The organism is Kitasatospora arboriphila, from assembly GCF_039528095.1.
Classification (GTDB): Bacteria; Actinomycetota; Actinomycetes; order Streptomycetales; family Streptomycetaceae; genus Kitasatospora; species Kitasatospora arboriphila.
In genome coordinates, this window is record NZ_BAAALD010000012.1 from 36,879 (window position 1) to 60,864 (window position 23,986).

At 71.7% G+C, this 23,986-nt stretch carries 20 protein-coding genes, 2 tRNA genes and 1 pseudogene; 14 read left to right on the forward strand and 9 right to left on the reverse strand.

Features of this window, described 5'->3' with window-relative positions; all coding sequences use genetic code 11:
- Positions 1-90: 90 nt before the first annotated feature.
- The 8 genes from ABD353_RS09305 to rpmH form a co-directional block, all read right to left on the reverse strand.
- Complete coding sequence (locus tag ABD353_RS09305; protein WP_344623010.1) at positions 91-1,176, reverse strand: ParB/RepB/Spo0J family partition protein; 1,086 nt, start codon at positions 1,174-1,176, stop codon at positions 91-93.
- Positions 1,173-2,141 carry a ParA family protein gene (locus ABD353_RS09310; protein ID WP_344623081.1) on the reverse strand — a complete coding sequence of 323 codons (969 nt, stop codon included), beginning with the start codon at positions 2,139-2,141 and terminating at the stop codon, positions 1,173-1,175. Before ABD353_RS09310 ends, ABD353_RS09305 begins: the two co-directional genes overlap by 4 nt.
- Before the next feature lie 289 nt (positions 2,142-2,430).
- Positions 2,431-3,195 carry a 16S rRNA (guanine(527)-N(7))-methyltransferase RsmG gene (gene rsmG, locus ABD353_RS09315; RefSeq protein WP_425555113.1) on the reverse strand — a complete coding sequence of 255 codons (765 nt, stop codon included), beginning with the start codon at positions 3,193-3,195 and terminating at the stop codon, positions 2,431-2,433.
- A 220-nt stretch (positions 3,196-3,415) separates the two neighbouring features.
- Positions 3,416-3,946 (reverse strand): Jag family protein, encoded by a 531-nt coding sequence (locus ABD353_RS09320; protein WP_425555108.1) that lies wholly within the window; start codon positions 3,944-3,946, stop codon positions 3,416-3,418.
- Positions 3,947-4,025: 79 nt separating this feature from the next.
- The gene (gene yidC / locus ABD353_RS09325) at positions 4,026-5,186 is read right to left on the reverse strand and encodes a membrane protein insertase YidC (RefSeq protein WP_344623012.1); all 1,161 of its coding nucleotides are present in this window, start codon (positions 5,184-5,186) and stop codon (positions 4,026-4,028) included.
- Between the two features lie 3 nt (positions 5,187-5,189).
- The gene (yidD, locus tag ABD353_RS09330; protein WP_344623013.1) at positions 5,190-5,504 is read right to left on the reverse strand and encodes a membrane protein insertion efficiency factor YidD; all 315 of its coding nucleotides are present in this window, start codon (positions 5,502-5,504) and stop codon (positions 5,190-5,192) included.
- Entirely contained in the window at positions 5,501-5,929 is a 429-nt protein-coding gene (gene rnpA, locus ABD353_RS09335; RefSeq protein ID WP_344623014.1) for a ribonuclease P protein component, read from the reverse strand. Before rnpA ends, yidD begins: the two co-directional genes overlap by 4 nt.
- 21 nt (positions 5,930-5,950) lie before the next feature.
- On the reverse strand, positions 5,951-6,088 hold the full coding sequence (rpmH, locus tag ABD353_RS09340) for a 50S ribosomal protein L34 (RefSeq protein WP_030059672.1): 138 nt from the start codon (positions 6,086-6,088) through the stop codon (positions 5,951-5,953).
- Between the two features lie 746 nt (positions 6,089-6,834).
- On the opposite strand from rpmH, the pseudogene dnaA reads away from it, so the two are divergent.
- The 14 genes and pseudogenes from dnaA to ABD353_RS09410 all read left to right on the forward strand — a co-directional run.
- Positions 6,835-8,418: pseudogene (gene dnaA / locus ABD353_RS09345) on the forward strand (chromosomal replication initiator protein DnaA); the annotation flags it as partial.
- 976 nt (positions 8,419-9,394) lie between these two features.
- Entirely contained in the window at positions 9,395-10,525 is a 1,131-nt protein-coding gene (gene dnaN / locus ABD353_RS09350) for a DNA polymerase III subunit beta (RefSeq protein WP_030270114.1), read from the forward strand.
- A 171-nt stretch (positions 10,526-10,696) separates the two neighbouring features.
- Positions 10,697-11,572 (forward strand): phosphogluconate dehydrogenase (NAD(+)-dependent, decarboxylating), encoded by an 876-nt coding sequence (gene gnd, locus ABD353_RS09355; RefSeq protein WP_344623015.1) that lies wholly within the window; start codon positions 10,697-10,699, stop codon positions 11,570-11,572.
- Positions 11,573-11,601: 29 nt separating this feature from the next.
- Complete coding sequence (gene recF, locus ABD353_RS09360) at positions 11,602-12,735, forward strand: DNA replication/repair protein RecF (RefSeq protein ID WP_344623016.1); 1,134 nt, start codon at positions 11,602-11,604, stop codon at positions 12,733-12,735.
- Between the two features lie 105 nt (positions 12,736-12,840).
- Positions 12,841-13,374, forward strand: a complete 534-nt coding sequence (locus tag ABD353_RS09365) for a DciA family protein (protein WP_344623017.1) — start codon at positions 12,841-12,843, stop codon at positions 13,372-13,374.
- Positions 13,375-13,644: 270 nt separating this feature from the next.
- Complete coding sequence (gyrB, locus tag ABD353_RS09370; RefSeq protein ID WP_344623018.1) at positions 13,645-15,645, forward strand: DNA topoisomerase (ATP-hydrolyzing) subunit B; 2,001 nt, start codon at positions 13,645-13,647, stop codon at positions 15,643-15,645.
- 115 nt (positions 15,646-15,760) lie between these two features.
- Positions 15,761-18,289 (forward strand): DNA gyrase subunit A, encoded by a 2,529-nt coding sequence (gyrA, locus tag ABD353_RS09375; protein ID WP_344623083.1) that lies wholly within the window; start codon positions 15,761-15,763, stop codon positions 18,287-18,289.
- 268 nt (positions 18,290-18,557) lie between these two features.
- Complete coding sequence (locus tag ABD353_RS09380) at positions 18,558-19,181, forward strand: DUF3566 domain-containing protein (RefSeq protein WP_344623019.1); 624 nt, start codon at positions 18,558-18,560, stop codon at positions 19,179-19,181.
- 207 nt (positions 19,182-19,388) lie between these two features.
- Positions 19,389-20,765, forward strand: a complete 1,377-nt coding sequence (locus ABD353_RS09385) for a class I SAM-dependent methyltransferase (RefSeq protein WP_344623020.1) — start codon at positions 19,389-19,391, stop codon at positions 20,763-20,765.
- Positions 20,766-20,781: 16 nt separating this feature from the next.
- Positions 20,782-20,855 (forward strand) — tRNA-Ile (locus tag ABD353_RS09390).
- A gap of 447 nt (positions 20,856-21,302) precedes the next feature.
- Positions 21,303-21,953 carry a hypothetical protein gene (locus ABD353_RS09395; RefSeq protein ID WP_344623021.1) on the forward strand — a complete coding sequence of 217 codons (651 nt, stop codon included), beginning with the start codon at positions 21,303-21,305 and terminating at the stop codon, positions 21,951-21,953.
- Positions 21,954-22,058: 105 nt separating this feature from the next.
- The gene (locus ABD353_RS09400) at positions 22,059-22,367 is read left to right on the forward strand and encodes a DUF6191 domain-containing protein (RefSeq protein ID WP_344623084.1); all 309 of its coding nucleotides are present in this window, start codon (positions 22,059-22,061) and stop codon (positions 22,365-22,367) included.
- Between the two features lie 162 nt (positions 22,368-22,529).
- On the forward strand, positions 22,530-22,658 hold the full coding sequence (locus ABD353_RS09405; RefSeq protein ID WP_014137031.1) for a DLW-39 family protein: 129 nt from the start codon (positions 22,530-22,532) through the stop codon (positions 22,656-22,658).
- Between the two features lie 130 nt (positions 22,659-22,788).
- Positions 22,789-22,861, forward strand: a tRNA-Ala gene (locus ABD353_RS09410).
- 93 nt (positions 22,862-22,954) lie between these two features.
- On the opposite strand, the gene ABD353_RS09415 is transcribed toward ABD353_RS09410, so the two are convergent.
- Entirely contained in the window at positions 22,955-23,812 is an 858-nt protein-coding gene (locus tag ABD353_RS09415; RefSeq protein WP_344623022.1) for a DUF5324 family protein, read from the reverse strand.
- Between the last annotated feature and the right edge of the window lie 174 nt (positions 23,813-23,986).

Genomic DNA, 23,986 nt, shown 5'->3' on the forward strand with positions numbered 1-23,986 from the left:
CCACACCACGAGCTTGCTCCGAAAAACGCGAGGGGTGCACGTTTCACGTGAAACATGCACCCGCTCGTCCGCTTCTCGGTGAGCCTCCGGTCAGCCCTGGGAGAGCCGCAGCCCCTCCTCGCCAGGGGCGAGGCTGTCCAGGATCCGGTTCAGGTCCTCGACCGAACCGAACTCCAGCACCACCTTGCCCTTGCCGAGCTTGCCGCCGCGCTGCGAGACCTCGACCTTCACCCGGGTCTCGAACCGGTCGGAGAGCCGGCCCGCCAGGTCGTCGAAGGCCGGCGAGAGGATCCGCCCTGCCTTGGGGGCGGCGGCCTTCTTCGGCTTCTCCTCCCGCTCCATGAGCGAGACGATCTCCTCGGTGGTCCGCACCGAGAGGCCCTCCGCGACGATCCGCTGGGCCAGCGCGTCCTGCCGCTCGGCGTCCGGCACCCGCAGCAGCGCCCGGGCGTGGCCTGCGCTCAGCACCCCGGCCGCGACCCGGCGCTGCAGCGCGGGCGACAGCTTCAGCAGCCGCAGGGTGTTGGAGACGTGCGGACGCGAGCGGCCGATCCGGTCGGCCAGCGCCTCGTGGGTGCAGGCGAAGTCCCGCATCAGCTGGTCGTAGGCGGCCGCCTCCTCCAGCGGGTTCAGCTCGGCCCGGTGCAGGTTCTCCAGCAGCGCGTCCAGCAGCAGCTTGTCGTCCTCGGTGGCCCGGACGATCGCCGGGATCACCTCCAGGCCGGCCTCCCGGGAGGCGCGCCAGCGGCGCTCGCCCATGATGAGCTCGAAGCGCTCCGGGGCGGTCTGCCGGACGACCACCGGCTGCAGCAGGCCCACCTCCTTGATGGAGGCGACCAGCTCCGCGAGCTTCTCCTCGTCGAAGACCTCGCGCGGCTGCCGGGGGTTGGGCGTGATCGCGTCCAGCGGCAGCTCGGCGAAGCGCGCCCCGTCCACCGGCGCCAGCGCCGGCTCCGGGACGCTCCGCGCATGGGCCTCGCCCGCCAGCTCCCGCAGGCTCTCCGCGGCGGCCTTCGCCGCCACCGTTCCGCGGCCGGTCGGCAGGACCGGCACGGCCACCGGGGTCGCCGACCCCGCGGTCGCGGCCGGGACGGCCGCCGGCGTCCCTGCCGCCGGGGTGGCGGCCGGGATCAGCGCCCCCAGACCCCGTCCCAGTCCTCTGCGCCCACCACTCACCGGTTGCCCTCCATCGTGCCGTGCTGTGCCGTCGCGGCGGTCGCCGCCGCGGCAGCCGTCCGCTGCTGCCCGACCGCACCGTAACCGGCCGGGGCACCGGGCGCGAAACCGCCCTCCGCGGACCGCATCGCGATCTCCCGGGCGGCCTCCAGGTAGGAGAGCGCACCGGTGGAACCGGGATCGTAGGTGAGCACGGTCTGCCCGTAGCTGGGCGCCTCGGAGATCCGGACCGAGCGCGGGATGGCCGTCCGCAGCACCTCGTGCTCGAAGTGCGTCCGGACCTCCTCCGCGACCTGGGCCGCCAGCCGGGTGCGGGCGTCGTACATGGTGAGCAGGATCGTGGAGACGTGCAGCGCCGGGTTGAGGTGGGCGCGCACCAGCTCGACGTTGCGCAGCAGCTGCCCGAGGCCCTCCAGCGCGTAGTACTCGCACTGGATCGGGATCAGCACCTCCTGGCCGGCGACCAGGGCGTTGACGGTCAGCAGGCCGAGCGAGGGCGGGCAGTCGATCAGGACGTAGTCCAGCGGCTGCTCGTACGCGGCGATCGCGCGCTGCAGGCGGCTCTCGCGGGCCACCAGCGAGACGAGTTCGATCTCCGCACCGGCCAGGTCGATGGTGGCCGGGCAGCAGAACAGCCCCTCCACGTCCACCACCGGCTGGACGACGTCGGCGAGCGGCTTGCCCTCGACCAGGACGTCGTAGATCGACGGCACCTCCGCGTGGTGGTCGATGCCGAGCGCGGTGGAGGCGTTGCCCTGCGGGTCGAGGTCGACGACCAGCACCCGCAGCCCGTGCATCGCCAGGCCGGCGGCCAGGTTGACGGTCGTGGTGGTCTTGCCCACCCCGCCCTTCTGGTTGGCCACCACGATCACCCGGGTGCTGGCCGGCCTGGGCAGCCCCTCCCCGGTCCGCCCGATGGCCTGCACCGCGGCCTGGGCGGCGCGCGCGATCGGCGTGTCGTCGATCTGGTGAATGGTCTCGGAGTCCTGCATGGGGGTCAGTGTTTCACGTGAAACCGGAGCGGCAACAGTCACCGCCATGGCGCGGTCGAGGATTCCGGGGAGCAGTGAGCGTCGTTTCACGTGAAACACCATGACCGGAATGTCACACATCTGACGGTGCGACACTCCGTCCCCGATCCGATACCACCCTCCTGGCGACGTTCCCGTCCGGAGCACCGCCTCCGGCCTGCACAAACGCGAGGAGCGGGCGGCCCGACGGCCACCCGCTCCCGGCACTTCCGGAACCGGTCGATCAGCGCCGGCGGCGCGCACCCCCGCGGCCGCCGTCCTTGGCGCCGCGGCCGGCCCGGGCCGCCTTGGCCCGCCGAGTGGCCGCCCTCACACCGCCGGGGCTCTCGCCCGCCTCCACCCGGACCACCCGGGTCGAGGTCTCCAGCGTGCCCTCGCCCACCGAGATCACCGACCAGCGCTCCGCACCCAGCTTGGTGAGCGCGGACCGCGAGTCCTCGATCTCCTGCTCCGCGGTGTCGCCCTTCAGCGCCAGCATCTGGCCGTACGGCCGCAGCAGCGGCATCCCCCAGCCGGCCAGCCGGTCCAGCGGGGCCACCGCCCGGGCCGTGACGATGTCCACCGCGACCTTGCCGACCATCTCCTCGGCCCGGCCGCGCAGCACCGTCACGTTCTCCAGACCGAGCTCGCGGACCACCTCCTCCAGGAAGGTGGTGCGCCGCAGCAACGGCTCCAGCAGGGTGACCGAGACGTCCGGCCGGGCCATCGCCACCGGGATGCCCGGCAGGCCGGCCCCGGAGCCGACGTCGCAGAGCGAGGCGTTGGCCGGCAGCAGCTCCGCCAGCACGGCGCAGTTCAGCACGTGGCGGTCCCACAGCCGCGGCACCTCGCGCGGACCGATCAGCCCGCGCTGCACCCCGGACGTCGCGAGCAGCTCGGTGTACCGCACCGCGACCGGCAGCCGGTCCCCGAAGATGCCCGCCGCGGCCGCCGGCGGCTCGCCGGGCCCCGCACCGGGGGCCGGAACGCCGGCAGCGGCGTCCTCCACCGGGGTGCCCCGACCGGGTGCGCCCTCCGACGGGCCGCCCTCGGTCGCCACGCCGTCCGTCTCCATGTCAGCCTCTCCGCTCACCGTATCCACCCCACATCAGGCACCATCCTCACGCGGACACCCGCCCCGCACGCAAACCGGGCCGTACGAACCACCCTCGAAGGAACGACGACCCCGCCCGCACGCGGCGGACGGGGTCGCTCGACAGGGCACGGGGTCAGCTCGGAAGCACGACCACGCACCGCTGGGGCTCCTCGCCCTCCGACTCGCTGCGCAGACCGGCGGCCGCGACCGCGTCGTGCACCACCTTGCGCTCGAAGGGGGTCATCGGGCGGAGCTTGACCTGCTCGCCGGTGGACTTCGCCTTCTCGGCCGCCTCGGCGCCGAGCGTGGCCAGCTCGGCCCGCTTGCGGGCCCGGAAGCCCGCGATGTCCAGCATCAGACGGCTGCGCTCGCCGGTCTCCCGGTGCACCGCCAGGCGGGTCAGCTCCTGCAGCGCCTCCAGCACCTCGCCGTCCTGGCCGACCAGCCGCTGCAGCGCCCGGTCGGTGCCGTCGCTGACGATCGAGACCAGCGCCCGGTCGCCCTCGACGTCCATGTCGATGTCGCCGTCCAGGTCCGCGATGTCCAGCAGACCCTCCAGGTAGTCGGCGGCGATGTCGCCCTCGCGCTCCAGCCGCGCGACGACGCTCTCGCCGGACTCCGCGCCTGCCTCGACCTCGACGGCGGAGGTGGTGCCTTCCGTCACTGATGGACTCCTTCGGGGATGGGCCCTCGGGTGGGGCCGAGAGGGAAGATCTGGGTCCGCGTCGACCGGCGTCGGCCGGTCAGGACTTCTTCTTCGGCCGCTGGCCGCCGCCCTGGCCGCCGCGCTTCGGCTGCTGGCGCGGACCGGTCTTGCCGGCGGGCTGCTTGGCCGCGGAGTGACCGGCCGGGACGGCGTCGTCCTGCTTGGACAGCGCCACCGGCTCGTCGGCGACGTGCTCCTCGGCGTGCTCGCCGGTCGTCGTCTGCGCCTGGTGGCCGGCGGTCTGCTGGCGCTGCGCCTTGCTCTGCTTGCGCGGCTGCTGGCGACGGACCTGGACGGTCTCGGCCACCACGGCCTCGGCGGTCGCCGCGGGCTGCTTGTTGCCACCCGTCAGCGCGGCCAGCCAGGGGGCCTTGCGGGCGGAGCCGTCCGGGTTGAGCCGGCCGGCCTTCTTCAGACGGGCCTGGCGCTCGGCGAAGGCCTTGGAGCCCGGCGTCGGGTTGTTGCGGATGACGATCAGCTGCTGGCCCATCGACCAGACGTTGGTGGTCAGCCAGTAGACCAGGACACCGACCGGGAAGTTGATGCCCATCACGGCGAAAATGATCGGGAAGACGTACATGAGCATCTTCTGCTGCTGCATGAACGGCGTCTTGATCGTCAGGTCGACGTTCTTGGTCATCAGCTGGCGCTGGGTGACGAACTGCGACAGCGACATCAGGACGATCATCACCGCGACGACGATCTTGACGCTCAGCTCGCTGCTGCCCAGGAAGGTCGCCGAGAGCGGGGCGCCGAAGATGTGCGCCTGCTTGGCGCTGTCCAGCAGCTGCTCGTTGATGACGCCGATCGTCTTGTCGGCGGCCACCGAGGCCAGCACTCCGTAGAGGGCCGTGAAGAACGGGGCCTGCACCAGGATCGGGAGACAGCTCGAGAAGGGGTTGGTACCCGCCTCCTTGTAGAGCTTCATCATCTCTTCGGACTGGCGCTGCCGGTCGTTCTTGTAGCGCTCCTGGATGGCCTTCATCTTCGGCTGGATCGCCTGCATGGCGCGGGTCGCCTTGATCTGCTTCACGAAGAGCGGGATCAGGCAGATCCGGATGACGACCACCATCGAGACGATGGACAGACCCCAGGCCCAGCCGCCGTCCGGATCGAAGACGTGGCTGTACAGCGAGTGGAACTGGACGATGATCCAGGACACCGCTGTGTAGAGGGGGCTAAGGAAGGAGAACGTCACCGGTCAGGCTCCTTGGACATCAGGATTGGCCACCGGCTCCGGCCCGGCGGTCCCACTCTTCGGGCTCAGCAGATTGCGGACCCGGCGGTGCCACACCGGGTGCTTGCGCGGTGGCACATGGTCGACCCCACCCGGCGACCAGGGGTTGCAGCGCAGGATGCGCCATGCGGTCAGACCGCTCCCCTTGATCGCACCGTGCTGGCGCACCGCCTCGTACCCGTAGTGCGAGCACGAGGGGTAGTAACGGCACACCGGCCCGAGCAGCGGACTGATCGTCCACTGGTAGAGCCTGATCAGCCCCATCAGCAGGTACTTCATCGCCCTGCTCCCGTCGGCGCACTGCCGGTCGGCTCCGCCCGGAGCAACCGCCGCAGCGCCGCGTCCAGGTCGTGTTCGAGATCGATGTACGACGCCGACCCCGCCTGGGGCAACGCGCGTACCACTATCAGGCTACCTGCGGGCAGCCGGGGCAGACGCTCACGGACGAGGTGACGAAGGCGACGCTTCACGAGATTGCGCACGACCGCGGATCCCACGGCCTTGCTCACGACGAAACCCGCACGCGCCGAAGGAAGCCCCTCGGCGGCGTGCGGGCCGCAGTCGCTTTCCCGGTCCGTCGGCCCCGGCCGGCCACCCTCTCTGTCGAGGTGGACGACCAGCAGGGGCTTACCGGCCCGGCGACCGCGTTTCACCGCGGTCGAGAAGTCCTGGCGCCGCCGCAGCCGATTCTCGGAGGGCAGCACGATCAGAACCCGTGCGCCGGATCAGGCGGACAGGCTGGCGCGGCCCTTGCCACGGCGAGCGGCCAGGATGGCGCGGCCGGCGCGGGTACGCATCCGGAGCCGGAAGCCGTGGGTCTTGGCGCGACGGCGGTTGTTCGGCTGGAAGGTGCGCTTGCTCACTCGGGGGCTCCTGAGGTGAATCGTAGGATGACGGGACGTCGCTTGGCCGTCACCGTGCGTCCGCGCGATCTCCCCTTCGACGGGAAATCCACCCCAACGGCCCAGGTCTGCTGGGGTTGGGGCCATCCACGGCGCCCGTGCTGCGCGCCTTGTGGAAGCGGGTGGACCCGCGGGCATGCGGCAGCGGCCATCGACAACTCGACCTGGTTACGGTACGCGGCACCGCCCCGGAGGGTCAAACCGGCAGCCCCGCCGCCCGTCGCCCACAGCCTGTGGACAACAACTTGAATCAGCTCTGCCCGCTGACTACCGTTGCAGGACTTGTCGGGTTTGTTCATCGATCGGACCGGCACCCCGAGTCCCCCTGAGCCCCCCACCGCGGGGAACGAGAAAGCGTGCACCAGTGGCTGATGTCAACAGCGATCTCGTCCCGCTCTGGGCGAAGGTCGTCGAGCGGCTGGTCAACGACGCCGGGGTCGGGGACAGCGACAAGATGTGGCTGCGGCGCACCCAGCCGATGTGGATGATGCACGACACCGCCCTGCTGGCGGCCCCCAACGAGCGGGCCAAGCAGGTGCTGGAGGGTCGTCTCCTCCCCCAGCTCACCGAGGCGCTCACCTACGAGTTCGCCCGGCCCGTCCGGATCGCCGTGATGGTGGACGCCAACGCGCTGCCGACCCCCGCCCCCGAGCCGCAGCAGGCCGAGCCGCCGCGCCCGCAGCCCGGCCAGGAGTGGTCCGAGCGCCCGTACCACGGCGAGCCCGAGCGCTACGCACCCCCGTCCTACGACCAGCCCCGGCCGTACGAGCAGCAGCCCGAGCGCCCGTACGAGCAGCCGGAGCGGCCCGACCGGTACGACGCCCCACGCTACGAGCAGGTACCGGCCCCGTACGCCGAGGAGCAGCGGCCCTGGGGCGAGCGCCCCGCCGCCCCCGCCGAGTGGGACCGCCCCGACTACGAGCAGGCGCCTCCGCCCGCCGCCGAGCGGCAGCCCGAGCCGCCCCGGCCGAAGGGGCTGCCGACCGCCACCCCCGCGCAGGGCGACCTGTTCGGCGGGGTGCTGGGGCCGGACCCGTCCGAGGCCAGGCCGCGGGCCGGCGGCGGCTCGCGCCGCGGTGCCGCCCGGCTGCCCGTCGCCCCGGCCCCGGGCCCCCCGGCCCTGCCCGAGCGCACCCCGGCGCCCGGCGGGCCGGCGCCGCCCGGGGCCCCGCCGGCCGGCCCGGGGAGGCGGCTGCCGATGCGGGCGTTGTGCACCGCCGCCCGGGGCGCCGCCGGCCGGCGGCGCCCGCAAGGACGAGCCGGCCCGGCTGAACCCCAAGTACCTCTTCGACACCTTCGTTATCGGCGCGAGCAACCGCTTCGCGCACGCGGCCGCGGTCGCCGTGGCCGAGGCACCCGCGAAGGCCTACAACCCGCTGTTCATCTACGGCGAGTCCGGCCTCGGCAAGACGCACCTGCTGCACGCCATCGGCCACTACTCGCGCAGCCTCTTCCCCGGCACGCGGGTGCGGTACGTGAGCTCCGAGGAGTTCACCAACGAGTTCATCAACTCGATCCGGGACGGCAAGGCGGACGCGTTCCGCAAGCGGTACCGGGACATGGACATCCTGCTGGTGGACGACGTCCAGTTCCTGGCGAGCAAGGAGTCCACGCAGGAGGAGTTCTTCCACACCTTCAACACCCTGCACAACGCCAACAAGCAGATCGTGCTGTCGTCCGACCGGCCGCCCAAGCAGCTGATCACGATGGAGGACCGGCTGCGCAACCGCTTCGAGTGGGGGCTGATCACCGACGTCACCCCGCCGGAGCTGGAGACCCGGATCGCGATCCTGCGCAAGAAGGCGATCCAGGAGCAGCTGAACGCCCCGGCCGACGTGCTGGAGTTCATCGCCTCCCGGATCACCCGGAACATCCGCGAGCTGGAGGGCGCGCTGATCCGGGTCACGGCCTTCGCCAACCTCAACCGGGCCCCGGTCGACCTGGAGCTGGCCGGGATCGTCCTCAAGGACCTGATCCCGGGCGGCGACGAGGACGCCGGGCCGGAGATCACCGCGCAGGTGATCATGCAGCAGACGGCCGCCTACTTCGGCCTCGGCGTCGACGACCTCTGCGGATCCTCCCGCAGCCGGGTGCTGGTGACGGCGCGCCAGATCGCCATGTACCTCTGCCGCGAGCTGACGGACCTTTCGCTGCCGAAGATCGGCGCGCAGTTCGGCGGGCGCGACCACACCACGGTGATGCACGCAGACCGGAAGATCCGCTCGCTGATGGCCGAGCGCCGGTCGATCTACAACCAGGTCACCGAGCTGACCAACCGCATCAAGAGCTGATCCCCCGAGTCGCCCCGCGGGGCGACAGCCGGGCGTTCCAGGGCCCCGTCGACGCACCGTCGGCGGGGCCCTCGCCGTCCCCGGGGCCGGCCCGGCACGGGCGCCGGACGGGGTCGTACGGCAGGTGTGGACGCCGCCGCGCCGGGGCAGCATCCACCGGACGGCGCGAGGGGCGGGAAATGCGCCGAATGGAACGCGCGTCCAGAAATTCGAACGGGGCGGCCGCGGGGCGCTGCAATCCACAGGACGGCCGGGTTTTCCCCCGTCCACAGGGGCCGGGGCGCCGAGTTATCCAGAATTCGTCCACAGGGGCATCCGGGCTACGCTCTTCCCTGCAGGTCAGGTGGCTGTGGACTTGTGCACAACGGTTATCCACAGGGTGTGGAAAGTTGACGCTCCGCCAGTCGGCCGATCAGGTTGTCCACCGGTTGTCCCCAGGGAGTCGACGGTTTTCCCCAGGTTCTCCACAGCTGTATCCACAGTTCGACAACTCGGCGCAGATGTTCACCCCCAGGTGTGAAAGGCGTCACGTGATGTTGCTCGACACCCGTGGATAACCGGGGCATCATCTGGGGACAGTCCTGGGGATAACCTGTGGATACTCAGCGTGCCCTGTGGGTAACTCTCGGTTGTCCACAGCGGGGCCCGGTTGTCCACAGCGGCCGTCCACAGCGACTGTGGACAAAATATCGGCCCTGACCTGTGGAAACAGGGTTATCCACGGTTTCCACAGGCCCTACTACTACCACTACACATAGAGACCCCTGAGCTTGATCAACAGGGGGGCGGGCCGAAATCTGTGGACAACGCGATCCCGACACCTGTTCGGGTTGCTTCCGCCCATCTGCTCCGTCTGTCGGTGGAGTACGTCAGACTGTCCTCGGCAACTGGAAGCCGCGCGGTTGCGCCGGGCGGCCCAGTGCACCGAGACGATCGAGCGCGCAGCGCACAGCAGTGAGCCAGGAGGCGGTTACCGGTGAAGTTCCGGGTGGAGCGTGATGTCCTCGCGGAGGCGGTGGCCTGGGCTGCTCGCAGCCTCCCGGCGCGGCCGCCGGTGCCGGTGCTGGCCGGCCTGCTGCTGACGGCCCAGGAGGGCTCCCTGGCCCTCTCCGGCTTCGACTACGAGGTCTCGGCCAGGGTCGAGCTGGAGGCGGACGTCGAGGAGGCCGGCACCGTCCTGGTCTCCGGCCGCCTGCTCAACGACATCTCCCGCAACCTGCCGAACCGGCCGGTGGAGATCTCCACCGACGGCATGCGGGTCAGCGTGGTCTGCGGCAGCTCCCGGTTCACCCTGCCGACCCTCCCGGTCGACGAGTACCCGGCCCTGCCGGCGATGCCGACCGCCACCGGCACGGTCTCCGGCGACGTCTTCGCCTCCGCCGTCAGCCAGGCCGCCGTCGCCGCCGGGCGGGACGACACCCTCCCGGTGCTGACCGGCGTCCGGGTCGAGATCGAGGGCGACCGGATCACCCTGGCCGCCACCGACCGGTACCGCTTCGCCGTCCGCGAGCTGCTGTGGAAGCCCGAGCAGCCGGACATCAGCGCGGTCGCCCTGGTGCCCGCCAAGACCCTGCAGGACATCGCCAAGTCCCTCGGCAGCGGCGACACGGTCTCCATCGCGCTCGCCTCCGGCGGTGCGGGCGAGGGCCTGATCGGCTTCGAGGGCGCCGGCCGCCGCACCACCACCCGGCTGCTGGAGGGCGAGTTCCCGAAGTTCCGCAGCCTGTTCCCGACGGAGTTCTCGGCCGTCGCCGCGATCCAGACCCAGCCGTTCCTGGAGGCGCTCAAGCGCGTCTCCCTGGTGGCCGAGCGCAACACCCCGGTCCGGCTCAGCTTCGAGCAGGGCGTGCTGACGCTGGAGGCCGGCTCCGGCGACGACGCGCAGGCCACCGAGCGGATCGACGCCGACCTCGAGGGCGACGACATCTCGATCGCGTTCAACCCGGGCTACCTGGAGGAGGGCCTCAAGGCCATCGACTCCGCCTTCGCCCAGCTGAGCTTCACCACGCCGACCAAGCCGGCGCTGCTCAGCGGCAAGCCCGCGGTGGACGCCGAGGCGGACGAGGCGTACCAGTACCTGATCATGCCGGTCCGGCTCTCCGGCTGACCGCTGCGCCCGCCGTCCACAGGCGGGCGCAGCCGGTCCACACCCTGTGGACGACGAGGCCTCGCCCGGTCGGCTGCGACCGGCGGGGCCTCGCCCCTGGGCGGCGTAGGCTCAGGGCAGCGCGGCAACGGCGCCGCCGTCTCGGCACGAAACCACAGTGAAGGACTTGTCATGGAGCTCGGCCTCATCGGTCTCGGCAAGATGGGCGGCAACATGCGCGAGCGCATCCGCCGCGCCGGCCACACCGTCATCGGCTTCGACCGGAACCCGGACCTCGCGGACGTCGACAGCCTCCAGGAGCTCATCGAGAAGCTGCACGGCCCGCGCGTGGTGTGGGTGATGGTGCCGGCCGGCGGTCCGACCCAGGAGACGGTGGAGCAGCTCGCGGAGCTCCTCGCGCCCGGTGACGTGGTGGTCGACGGCGGCAACTCCCGCTGGACGGACGACGTCAAGCACGCCGAGCTGCTGGCCGCCAAGGGCATCGGCTTCGTCGACTGCGGCGTCTCCGGCGGTGTCTGGGGCCTGGAGAACGGCTACGCGCTCATGTACGGCGGCGACGCCGAGCACGTCGAGCGGGTCAAGCCGATCTTCGACGCGCTGAAGCCCGAGGGCGACTTCGGCTCGGTGCACGCGGGCAAGGCCGGCGCCGGCCACTTCGCGAAGATGGTCCACAACGGCATCGAGTACGCGATGATGCAGGCCTTCGCCGAGGGCTGGGAGCTGCTGGAGGCGGCCCCCGAGGTCACCGACGTGCGCGAGGTCTTCCGCTCCTGGCAGGAGGGCACGGTCATCCGCTCCTGGCTGCTGGACCTGGCCGTCCGGGCGCTGGACGACGACGAGCACCTCGCCAAGCTCAAGGGCTGGGCGGCGGACTCCGGCGAGGGCCGCTGGACGGTCGAGGCCGCGATCGACCACGCGGTGCCGCTGCCGGCGATCACCGCCTCGCTGTTCGCCCGCTTCGCCTCGCGGCAGGAGGACTCGCCGCAGATGAAGATGATCGCCGCCCTGCGCAACCAGTTCGGCGGCCACGCGGTCGAGTCGAAGTAGTCCACGGAAGGCGGGCGCAGTCCACCACCATGCATGTCGCGCATCTGTCGCTCGCCGACTTCCGTTCCTACGCCCGGGTCGAGGTGCCCCTCGACCCGGGCGTCACCGCGTTCGTGGGGCCCAACGGCCAGGGCAAGACCAACCTCGTCGAGGCGGTCGGCTACGTGGCGACGCTCGGCAGCCACCGGGTGGCCACCGACGCCCCGTTGATCCGGCTGGGGGCCGAGCGGGCGGTCGTCCGCTGTTCGATCGTGCGCGAGCAGCGGCCCACCCTGGTCGAACTGGAGATCACCCCGGGCAAGGCCAACCGGGCGCGGATCAACCGCTCGGACAACGTCCGGCCGCGCGACGTGCTGGGGCTGCTGCGGACGGTGCTGTTCGCCCCCGAGGACCTCGCCCTGGTGAAGGGCGACCCGGGGGAGCGGCGACGCTTCCTGGACGAGCTGCTGACCGCACGCGCCCCCCGGCTCGCCGGGGTCCGGCAGGACTACGAGCGGGTGCTGAAGCAGCGCAACGCCCTGCTGAAGACGGCGGCGATGGCCCGCCGGGCGGGCGGCGGCAAGGGCGCGGACCTCTCCACCCTGGAGATCTGGGACGGCCACCTGGCCCGGGCCGGCGCGGAGCTGACCGCCTTCCGGCTGCAACTGGTCGGTGCGCTGCAGCCGCTGGTCGCCCAGGCGTACCGGCAGCTCGCGCCGGGCGGCGGCGAGACGGTGCTGGAGTACCGCAGCTCCTTCGAGGGGGCGCTGCCCACCAGCCGGGAGCAGGCGGAGGAGCAGTTGCTCGCCGCGCTGCAGGAGATGCGCAAGCAGGAGGTCGACCGGGGGCTGACCCTGGTCGGTCCGCACCGGGACGAGCTGGTGCTGCGGCTCGGCCCGCTGCCGGCCAAGGGGTACGCCAGCCACGGCGAGTCCTGGTCGTTCGCGCTGGCGCTGCGGCTGGCCTCGTACGAGTTGTTGAAGGCGGACGGCGGCGAGCCGGTGCTGATCCTGGACGACGTCTTCGCCGAGCTGGACGCGCGGCGCCGCGACCGGTTGGCGGAGCTGGTGGCCGGCGGCGAGCAGGTGCTGGTGACCGCGGCCGTCCCGGAGGACGTCCCGAAGGCCCTGACCGGCGCGCGCTACGCCGTCTCCGAGGGCACGGTGGCCCGGCTCGACCCCTAGTTCCGGGCCCTCCCGGGCGTGCGGGCGGGCCCGCGCGCGTCCTCGTAGGCGGGCCGGTGCGTACCCTGGAAGGCTCAGTGTTGCCGCGACGAGGGAGAGCCGCGCATGGGCGAGACGCCGCCGCAGGGGGCCGGGCAGGCCGATCCGTCCGGGGTCGACCTGGCCCGGGTGGCGCTGCGGGCGGCCAAGGAGCAGGCGCGCCGGCGCGGCGAGCAGGTCCGGGAGAAGCGCGAGGCTAAGCGGCACGGGCTGCGCAGCGGGGCGCGGGCGGACGGCCGCGATCCGGTTCCGCTGGGGGCCGCGCTGAACCGTCTGATCACGGAGCGGGGTTGGGAGGCGCCTGCGGCGGTCGGCGGGGTGATGGGCCGCTGGCCGCAGATCGTCGGACCGGACATCGCGGCGCACTGTGTGCCCAAGCAGTTCGAGGAGGCCGCGGCGGTGCTCACCGTGCAGTGCGACTCCACCGCATGGGCCACCCAACTGCGGCTTCTGGCGCGGCAGTTGGTGGCTCGCTTGAACCACGAGCTGGGGCACGGCACGGTACGGGTGATCAAGGTTCTGGGGCCGGACGCCCCCAAGCGCGGCTACGGCCGGCTGCGTGCGCCGGGTAGCCGCGGGCCGGGCGACACCTGGGGCTGACGGCATCACCCGGAGTGAACGGATCCGGAACGGCTGGCGGCCCGTCCAGGGGCCCTGAGCCCCCCTGGCGAGTATCGGGACATGTGCGGAGGGGATTCAGGGCGGCACATCTGCCCTCAGGGGCTGCCAAACGCCCGTCTCTGTCAGTCGTACCGGTAGACTGAAGAGCAAACGCTGTTGCTCGCAGCAACCGAGTCGAAACGCCGTGGTCGCAGACCCGCCCGACGAAGGGGCGGGGTGCGGCCCGCGCTGTGCCAGAGAGGGCGCTTCGTGGCCGATTCCGGCAATCCCAGCCAGACCAATGAATCCATCGACCCCGCGACCGGGAAGTCCTACGACGCCAACGCCATCCAGGTGCTGGAGGGTCTGGACGCCGTCCGCAAGCGCCCGGGCATGTACATCGGCTCGACCGGTGAGCGCGGCCTGCACCACCTCGTCTACGAGGTCGTGGACAACTCCGTCGACGAGGCACTGGCCGGGCACGCGGACACCATCGGCGTGACGATCCTGGCCGACGGTGCCGTCCGGGTCGTCGACAACGGCCGCGGCATCCCCGTCGGCATCGTGCCGGGGCAGGAGAAGCCCGCCGTCGAGGTCGTCCTCACCGTGCTGCACGCGGGCGGCAAGTTCGGCGGCGGCGGCTACGCCGTCTCCGGCGGTCTGCACGGCGTCGGCGTCTCGGTCGTCAACGCGCTGTCGACGCGTCTGGCGGTCGAGATCCACACCGACGGCCACCGCTGGACCCAGGACTACAAGATGGGTGCGCCGACCGCGCCGCTCGACCGGCACGAGGCCACCGAGCGCACCGGCACCAGCGTCACGTTCTGGGCCGACGGCGACATCTTCGAGACCACCGTCTACTCCTTCGAGACGCTCTCCCGCCGCTTCCAGGAGATGGCCTTCCTCAACAAGGGCCTGACCATCTCGCTGACCGACGAGCGCCCCGAGCACTCCGACGACGAGGGCAACCCGCTCTCCGTCACCTACCGCTACGACGGCGGCATCGCCGACTTCGTCGCGCACCTCAACTCCCGCAAGGGCGAGGTCGTCCACCCCTCGGTCATCTCCTTCGAGGCCGAGGACAAGGACCGGACGATCTCCGTCGAGGTCGCCATGCAGTGGAACGCCTCGTACAGCGAGGGCGTGTACTCCTTCGCCAACACCATCCACACCCACGGCGGCGGCACCCACGAGGAGGGCTTCCGCGCCGCGCTGACCGGTCTGATGAACCGGTACGCCCGCGACAAGAAGCTGCTCCGCGAGAAGGACGACAACCTCTCCGGCGAGGACATCCGCGAGGGTCTGACCGCGATCATCTCGGTCAAGCTCGGCGAGCCGCAGTTCGAGGGCCAGACCAAGGACAAGCTCGGCAACACCGAGGCCAAGACCTTCGTGCAGAAGGTCGTCAACGAGCACCTCGCCGACTGGCTGGACCGCAACCCCAACGAGGCCGCGGACATCATCCGCAAGTCCATCCAGGCCGCCAGCGCCCGGGTCGCCGCCCGCAAGGCCCGCGACCTGACGCGCCGCAAGGGCCTGCTGGAGACCGCCTCGCTGCCGGGCAAGCTCTCCGACTGCCAGTCCAAGGACGCGGCGGAGTGCGAGATCTTCATCGTCGAGGGCGACTCGGCCGGCGGCTCGGCCAAGCAGGGCCGCGACCCCCGCACCCAGGCGATCCTCCCGATCCGCGGCAAGATCCTCAACGTCGAGAAGGCGCGGATCGACAAGGTGCTGCAGAACACCGAGGTCCAGGCGCTGATCTCGGCCTTCGGCTGCGGCATCCAGGAGGACTACGACGCCGAGAAGCTGCGGTACCACAAGATCGTCCTGATGGCCGACGCCGACGTCGACGGCCAGCACATCCGCACCCTGCTGCTCACCCTGCTGTTCCGCTTCATGCGGCCGCTGGTCGAGGCCGGGTACGTGTACCTGGCGATGCCCCCGCTGTACAAGATCAAGTGGGGCAAGGACGACTTCGAGTACGCCTACTCCGACCGCGAGCGCGACGCCGTGATCGCGGCCGGCGTCGAGGCCGGCCGGCGCCTGCCCAAGGACGACGCCATCCAGCGCTTCAAGGGTCTCGGCGAGATGAACGCCGAGGAGCTGCGGATCACCACCATGGACCCGGCGCACCGCCTGCTGCTGCAGGTGACCCTGGAGGACGCCGCCCGGGCCGACGACCTGTTCTCCGTCCTGATGGGCGAGGACGTCGAGGCCCGCCGCTCCTTCATCCAGCGCAACGCCAAGGACGTCCGCTTCCTGGACGTGTGATCCCCACCGGGATCCCACGGACCAGTCACGCGTGAAAGGAAACTGACCACCAGTGGTCGACGACAACCGTCCGGACGGCGACGAGACTCCGGAGAACACCGAGGCCCAGGGCACCCTGCGGATCGAGCCGATCGAGCTCGAGACGGAGATGCAGCGCTCGTACCTCGACTACGCGATGAGCGTCATCGTGAGCCGGGCCCTGCCCGAGGTCCGCGACGGCCTCAAGCCGGTGCACCGGCGCGTGCTCTACGCGATGTACGACGGCGGCTACCGCCCCGAGAAGGGCTACTACAAGTGCGCCCGCGTCGTCGGCGACGTCATGGGCAACTACCACCCGCACGGCGACTCGTCGATCTACGACACCCTGGTGCGCCTCGCCCAGACGTGGTCGATGCGGATGCCGCTGGTCGACGGCAACGGCAACTTCGGCTCCCCGGGCAACGACCCGGCCGCGGCGATGCGCTACACCGAGTGCAAGATGATGCCGCTGGCCATGGAGATGATGCGCGACATCGACGAGGAGACCGTCGACTTCGCCTCCAACTACGACGGCCGCTCGCAGGAGCCGACCGTCCTGCCCTCGCGCATCCCCAACCTGCTGATCAACGGTGCCACCGGCATCGCGGTCGGCATGGCCACCAACATCCCGCCGCACAACCTCCGCGAGGTCGCCTCCGGTGCCCTGTGGGCCCTGGAGCACCCCGAGGCCTCCAACGAGGAGCTGCTGGAGGCCCTGATCGAGCGGATCAAGGGCCCCGACTTCCCGACCGGCGCGCTGATCGTCGGCCGCCGCGGCATCGAGGACGCGTACCGCACCGGCCGCGGCTCGATCACCATGCGCGCGGTCGTCGAGGTCGAGGAGATCCAGGGCCGCCAGTGCCTGGTCATCACCGAGCTGCCCTACCAGGTCAACCCGGACAACCTCGCGCTGAAGATCGCCGACCTGGTCAAGGACGGCAAGATCGCCGGCATCGCGGACGTCCGCGACGAGTCCTCCTCGCGCACCGGCCAGCGCCTGGTCATCGTGCTCAAGCGGGACGCGGTCGCCAAGGTCGTGCTCAACAACCTGTACAAGCACACCGACCTGCAGACCAACTTCGGCGCCAACATGCTCGCCCTGGTCGACGGCGTGCCGCGCACCCTCTCGCTGGACGCCTTCATCCGGCACTGGGTCGCCCACCAGATCGAGGTCATCGTCCGCCGGACGACCTTCCGGCTGCGCAAGGCCGAGGAGCGCGCCCACATCCTGCGCGCGCTGCTCAAGGCCCTCGACCAGATCGACGCGGTCATCGCCCTCATCCGGGCCTCGGAGAGCGCCGACGCCGCCCGCACCGGCCTGATGGGCCTGCTCCAGATCGACGAGCTCCAGGCCAACGCCATCCTCGAGATGCAGCTGCGCCGCCTCGCCGCCCTGGAGAGCGCCCGCATCCTCAGCGAGCACGACGAGCTGCAGGCGAAGATCAACGAGTACAACCAGATCCTCGCCTCCCCCGTCCGCCAGCGCGGGATCGTCTCCGAGGAGCTCACCGCGATCGTCGAGAAGTACGGCGACGAGCGGCGCTCCACCCTCATCCCCTCCGACGGCGACCTCTCCATCGAGGACCTCATCGCCGAGGAGGACATCGTCGTCACCATCACCCGCGGCGGCTACGTCAAGCGCACCCGCTCCGACCTCTACCGCTCGCAGAAGCGCGGCGGCAAGGGCGTCCGCGGCGCCCAGCTGAAGCAGGACGACATCGTCGACCACTTCTTCGTGACGACGACCCACAACTGGATCCTGTTCTTCACCAACAAGGGCCGGGTCTACCGGGCCAAGGGCTACGAGCTGCCGGACGCCGGCCGCGACGCCCGCGGCCAGCACGTCGCCAACCTGCTCGCCTTCCAGCCCGAGGAGCACATCGCCCAGGTCATGGCGGTGCGCACCTACGAGGACAAGCCGTACCTGGTCCTCGCCACCCGGGCCGGCCTGGTCAAGAAGTCCGCGCTGAAGGACTACGACTCCCCCCGTTCCGGCGGCCTGATCGCGATCAACCTGCGCCAGGACGACGAGGGCCGGGACGACGAGCTGATCGGCGCCGAGCTGGTCTCCGCCGACGACGACCTGCTGCTGATCTCCCGCAAGGCCCAGTCGATCCGGTTCACCGCGACGGACGAGGCGCTGCGCCCGATGAGCCGCGCCACCTCCGGCGTGAAGGGCATGGCCTTCCGCGAGGACGACGAACTCCTCTCGATGAACGTGATCCGGCCGGGTACCTTCGTGTTCACGGCCACCGACGGCGGCTACGCCAAGCGCACGTCGGTCGACGAGTACCGTGTCCAGGGACGCGGAGGCTTCGGCATCAAGGCGGCGAAGATCGTCGAGGGCCGGGGCTCGCTGGTCGGGGCCCTGGTCGTCGAGGAGACCGACGAGATCATGGCCATCACCCTCTCGGGCGGCGTGATCCGGACGAGGGTTTCCGAGGTCCGTGAAACCGGACGTGACACCATGGGCGTCCAACTGATCAACCTCGGAAAGCGCGACGCGGTCGTGGGCATGGCCCGCAACGCGGAGGCGGAGGACGAGGACACCGCGGAGGGCGAGGCCGACGAGGCCCAGGCCGCCGCGGACACGACGACGGCGGACGGCACGGCCGACCAGGCCTGACCGCACGTCCGGGCGGCCGGCGCAGCCCTCCCCGAGGGGCGCGCCGGCCGCCGACCGGCGCCGGCCCACCTGGCCGGGGCCGGCCGACAGACGATGACCGGGCGGCGGCGGCCTCCCGGGAAGGAACGGCGGGAGGACCAGGGTGAGTGGAGCCACGGGCGGAGCGGGAGGTGCCGCGGGCGGAGCTCCGGGTGCCGCGCAGGGCGGAACGCCCTACAGCGGCGTACCGCAGCCTCCGGCCGAGCACCCGGCCGCTTCCACCTCGCTGATGCCCCCCGTCGCCTCCGCCGGCCAGCCCGGCTCCGGCGGCACCGGCGGCTTCCCCGCGGGCGGCGGCACTCCGCCGGCCCCCAGCGCCCCGCCCTCGCCGGGCGGCTACTCGCAGCCGACCACGTACTCCAAGGGCCAGCCCACGCCGGCCCGCGGAACCCGCGTCCCCGGCGCGGCGGCGCAGTCCGCCCCGGCCGCGCGCCGGCCCTCCGGCAGCCCCGGCTCCGCCGCCGGTGCCGGTGCCGGCGGCCGCGTCCGCAAGGCCCGGCTGCGGGTGATCAAGGCCGACCCGTGGTCGGTCATGAAGGTCAGCTTCCTGCTGTCGCTGGCCGTCGGCGTGGTCATCATCGTGGCCTCCGCCGTGCTGTGGATCGTCCTCAACGCGCTCGGCGTCTTCGACTCGCTGACCAGCACGCTCAAGGACGTCACCGGCTCGGACACCTCCGGCGGCTTCGACCTCATGGAGTACATCGGCTTCGGCCGGGTGATGGTCTTCACCACGCTGATCGCCATCATCGACGTCGTGCTGATGACCGCGCTCGCCACCCTCTCGGCGTTCATCTACAACACCGCGGCCGGCTTCACCGGCGGTGTCGAGCTGACCCTCGCCGAGGAGGACTGACCACCACCCCCGGATCACTGACATCGGGTCAGTTCCCGGGAACAACGCGGGCCCCGACGGCTGTTGCAGCTGTCGGGGCCCGCTGGCATCCGGGTGACAGCGCCACCGCCCCGGCGTGCCGGACGGCCCCGCGGCCCCGGGCGGCGGTTGGCTGTGGCGGTGCCGGGGGCGCCCGGACTGTCCGGTATGGCTGCTCGGAGGTGTCTGATGGCCGAGGTCGCGACGGAGCTGGTCGGTGCGGTGGAGTCACTGCTCGGTGCCCGGATCCCGGTGCGCCTGACGGCCTGGGACGGCAGCACCGCCGGCCCGCCCGGCGCCCCCGGACTCGTCCTGCGCAACCGGCGCGCCCTGCGCCGCCTGCTCTGGCACCCGGGTGAGCTCGGCCTCGCCCGCGCCTACGTCTCCGGGGACATCGACACCGCCCCGGACACCGACCTCTACGAGGTGCTCTCCGCCGTCGGCCGGTTCTCCGACCGCACCGACGTGCACCGGCCCGGCCTCGCCGACGTCCTGTCGCGCCCCGGGCGGCGCGCCCTGCGCACCGCCCTCGTGACGGGCGCCGTGGGCCCGCAGCCCGCTCCCCCGCCGGAGGAGGTCCCCAAGGGCCACGGGCGCGCCCACAGCCGCCGCCGGGACCGCGAGGCCATCAGCCACCACTACGACGTCGGCAACGACTTCTACGGGCTCGTCCTCGGCCCCAGCATGGTCTACTCGTGCGCGTACTGGACGCCCGGGGCCAAGAGCCTGGAGGCCGCCCAGGAGGCCAAGCTCGACCTGATCTGCCGCAAGCTGGGGCTGCGGCCCGGCCTGCGGCTGCTCGACGTGGGCTGCGGCTGGGGCTCCCTGCTGCTGCACGCCGCCCGGCACTACGGCGTCAGCGCGGTGGGCGTCTCCATCTCCGCCGAGCAGGTGGAGTACGCGCGCCGCCGGGTCGCCGACGCCGGTCTCGCGGACCGGATCGAGGTCCGGCTGCAGGACTACCGGGAGATCCCCGACGGCCCCTTCGACGCGATCTCCAGCGTCGGCATGGCCGAGCACGTCGGCGCCGTCCAGTACCTCGGATACGCCCGCGGCCTGTACGGGCTGCTCACCCCCGGCGGCCGGCTGCTCAACCACCAGATCTCCCGCCGCCCCGACCGCCCCGGCGAGCCCTACGTCCCCAGCCCCTTCATCAACCGGTACGTCTTCCCCGACGGCGAGCTCGCGCCGGTGGGCAGCACCGTCTCCCTCCTGGAGGAGGCCGGCTTCGAGGTCCGGGACGTCGAGTCGCTGCGCGAGCACTACGCACTGACCCTGCGCGAGTGGGTGGCCAACCTGGAGGCGCACTGGCAGACGGCGGCCCAGCTGGTCGGCCGCGGCCGTGCCCGGGTGTGGCGGCTGTACATGGCCGCCTCGGCCGTCGCCTTCGAGGAGAACCGCATCGGCATCAACCAGGTGCTCGCCGTCCGCACCACCGAGGCCGGCGCCAGCGGCCTCCCCGCCACCCGTGAGCAGTGGCTCGCCGAGGCCCGCCACAGCTCCGACCGGCACCGATCGGAGCATCCGGCCGATACGGATTTGGGAGATCGGCCGTCGGTCCGCTAATCTTTCAGTGCGGCAAGGGGCTATAGCTCAGACGGTTAGAGCGCTTCCCTGATAAGGAAGAGGCCACAGGTTCAAGTCCTGTTAGCCCCACCTGCCAGAAGGGCCCGGATGACTCGTCATCCGGGCCCTTCTGTTTGCCCGTTACGCCACCACGCCACGCCGACGGCGAATCAGCCCGACCGGGCCGGAGAACGGCTGTGCCGTGCCCACCCCACGGGCAGAGAGGCGGGCCGGTTCGCGGAGGGCCTGCCAACGGCCGCCTCACATCATGGACGGGCGGGCTCCTCACCTTGCCGCCCGAGCCGACGGTGGACCGGCGTGATGCAGCGCGCTCACCGCTCGTTGGACCGGGTACGCGGAGGCACCTCGGGGTTGGGCGACTCGAAACCGCCGTGAAGTCGGGGATCGCCGGGCGACGGAACCGGTCATTGGATCCGTGGACGTGATGCGACCTCCGCTCCTGCCGGCGGAAGACCATGCCCCCGGCCCGGGGTGACGGGGCGGTCCACCATCCACTCCGTTTCCGGAGGCGTACCCGTGTCCGGGGAAGCTGCCCTGCTCGAATCCCCGACTCTCCGCCGCAGCACGTGCGACCGGGTCGAGGCGCTCGACCGCGTGAAGGCGCTCGTCCTGCTGCCCGACGGGCTGCACATCACGACCCGGATGGTCGCCGACTGTTTCGAGGTCGGCGAGCGTGCGATCAACGCGGTTGTCCACAGGCATCGGGCCGAGCTTGTGGACAACGGCCTGAAGGTCGTCCGCAGGAATGCAAAAGCCCAGGTCACGCCCGGCTGCAAGTTGCAGCCTAACTCGAATGGGGGATGGCGCGCGGAGCTCTATCCGCGCCGGGCGGTGCTCGACGTGGCCATGCTGCTGCGCGACAGCGACGTCGCCCGGCAGGTGCGGTCGCACCTGCTCGACGTCGAGGAGGCGGCCGCCGTGCCGATCGGCCGTGATGGCTTCCTCACCGCCGCCGAGCAGTGGATCCTGGCCGGCGAGGTCGGCGACCGGCTCGCGGTCTGCGAGCGGATGGTGCTCGCCGACCGCGCCGTGGTGCGGGCGATGAGCGCCCGGCTCTGCGAGGTCGCCCACGACCTGCGCGAACTCCGTGAGGACGTCGCCGAGCTCCGCCGCGGCCTCGGTCGGCTCGGTGCCGTTCGGCCACGCAGGTGGAGCTTCGGCCGCTGACCGGGTGATCCACGTCCCTGGACCTTTCGTTCCGGGCCCGCCAGGCTGGTGCCGACGGACAAGGGCCCGGGACGGGAGGCGGTCGGTGTGGCGATCTTCTGGGCGATGAGCCTGCCCGGGCTGGTGTGTGCCCTGGTGGCCCTGGCCGCGGTGGATCAGCTGGCCCTGCGCGCACGCCGGGCCGGACGGCTGCCGTGGCGCGGTGCCGGCCGGGAGGGCCAGGTCTCCGCCACCGGGTTCGAGCAGCTGCACGCCCAGTTCGCCGCGGGCGAGCAGCACGAGCTGAAGCAGCGCGGCACCACGCTGATGCTCCGCGACGAGGAGGGCGACGGGGCCCCGCCCCGCGGCGGCGTCGACCTGCAGCGCGGCACCGCGGTGCTGTCCGCCCGTTCGGGCGCCGACGGCCGCCGCTAGGAGCCGTCGCGTCAATCGGGCACGGGGAGAGCGGCGTTGGACGCGGTGGCGGGCCGCTCGGAAGCGGGTTACCGGTGTGTATCATCGGCCGCAGGGCGGTCTGTCGGCCCGACCGCCCTTGATGCTCGTACATCCGATCTGCAAGAAGGACGAGGTCCCGCGGTGAAGAAGCTTCTCCTGGTCGCCCTGGTCGCCCTCGGCGGCTTCTTTGTCTACCGTCAGGTCCAGGCGGACCGCGCCGAGCAGGACCTGTGGACCGAGGCCACCGACCCGGTCCCGGCCGGTCGCTGAGACCCTGGACGATCTTCGTCGGTCCCGGTCCGGCCTGCCCGGCCGGGGCCGCTGTCGGCGGCCCGCTCAAGATTTCCGTCGGGAGCGGGTACGCTAGTGCGCAGTGCACGGCTCTTCGCGCACTGTTGCTGGGGCTTTAGCTCAGTTGGTAGAGCGCTGTCTTTGCATGGCAGATGTCAGGAGTTCGAATCTCCTAAGCTCCACACACGGATCGGCCGCTGACCTGGAATCAGGTCGGCGGCCGATCGTCGTTCCCGGGGCCGGATCCCCGGTGTCAGTCCGGTGTCTCGCCGGCGTCAGTGCGGCTTGCGCGGGTCGTGCGGCTTGGGCCGGTCGGCGTCCGGTCGGCTCGGCGGCGGCGGGGTGGGCTTCGGAGTGGTGTCGCCGCCCTGCTGCTGGTCGTGCGGGACGGAGCCGTTGACCGGGGCGTCCGCAGCCGTGGTGCCGGTGTCGGCGGGCCGGTCGGCGGTGTGGGTGCCGGTGCCGTTGTGCGCGCCCGCCGGGGGCTCGACCAGCCACTCCGGGTTGTTCTGCTTGCGCCACCACTGCCAGGCGCAGACGCCGGCGCCGATCGCGACGACGCCGCCGACCGCGAGGCCGGTCGCCCAGCCGCTGCGGTTCTCCTTCTTGATGTTCTTGGCGGCCAGCTCGCTGATCTCGGAGGCGGTCACGTGGCCCTGCAGCGCGGTGAGCGCCGCGGCGCCGCGGACCTGGGCCTCCTGGGCGACCGGGACGACGGTGGCCCTGGCGCCGCTGTACGCGTCGGTGACCTTGGGGCCGAGGGTGGCCTTGGCCTGCCCGGCGGCCTTCGTTGCGTTGATCTTGGCGGCCAGCGCCGCCTCCTGGGCGCGGTGGACGGCCTTCAGGGTGCTCTGCTGCGCGCCCGGGGGCAGCGAGAGGAAGGCTTGCTCCAACTGCGGAGCGACGTGCTTGGCGTACTGAACGCGGGCCGCCTGCGCGGCCTGGGTGGCGCTGCTGCGGGCCTGTGCACCGGCCGCCGCGGCCTTCGGCCCGAGCGCCTCGACGGCCGGGCCGAACCGCTGCCTGGCCTCGTCCGCGTAGTGGAGCGCGGCGTCCTTGGCAGTGGCGGCGTAAGCGGCGGCGGCTTCCTTGTTCCAGCCGGCGTTCTCGCGCGCTGAGTCCAGACGGGTCACGGGCTTCTCCTCTTCGGTGGCGTCCGGTATGCACATTTCCACCTCTTTCGAGATCATGCATCCCGTTACGGCGGGGGGCACGCCGGGCTGGGCCGTCCGCGGGGCCCGTGGGATGATTCCGGTGCCGAGTGACCGGAGCGACCCGGGGTGACACCCGGAACGAAGGAGGACGGT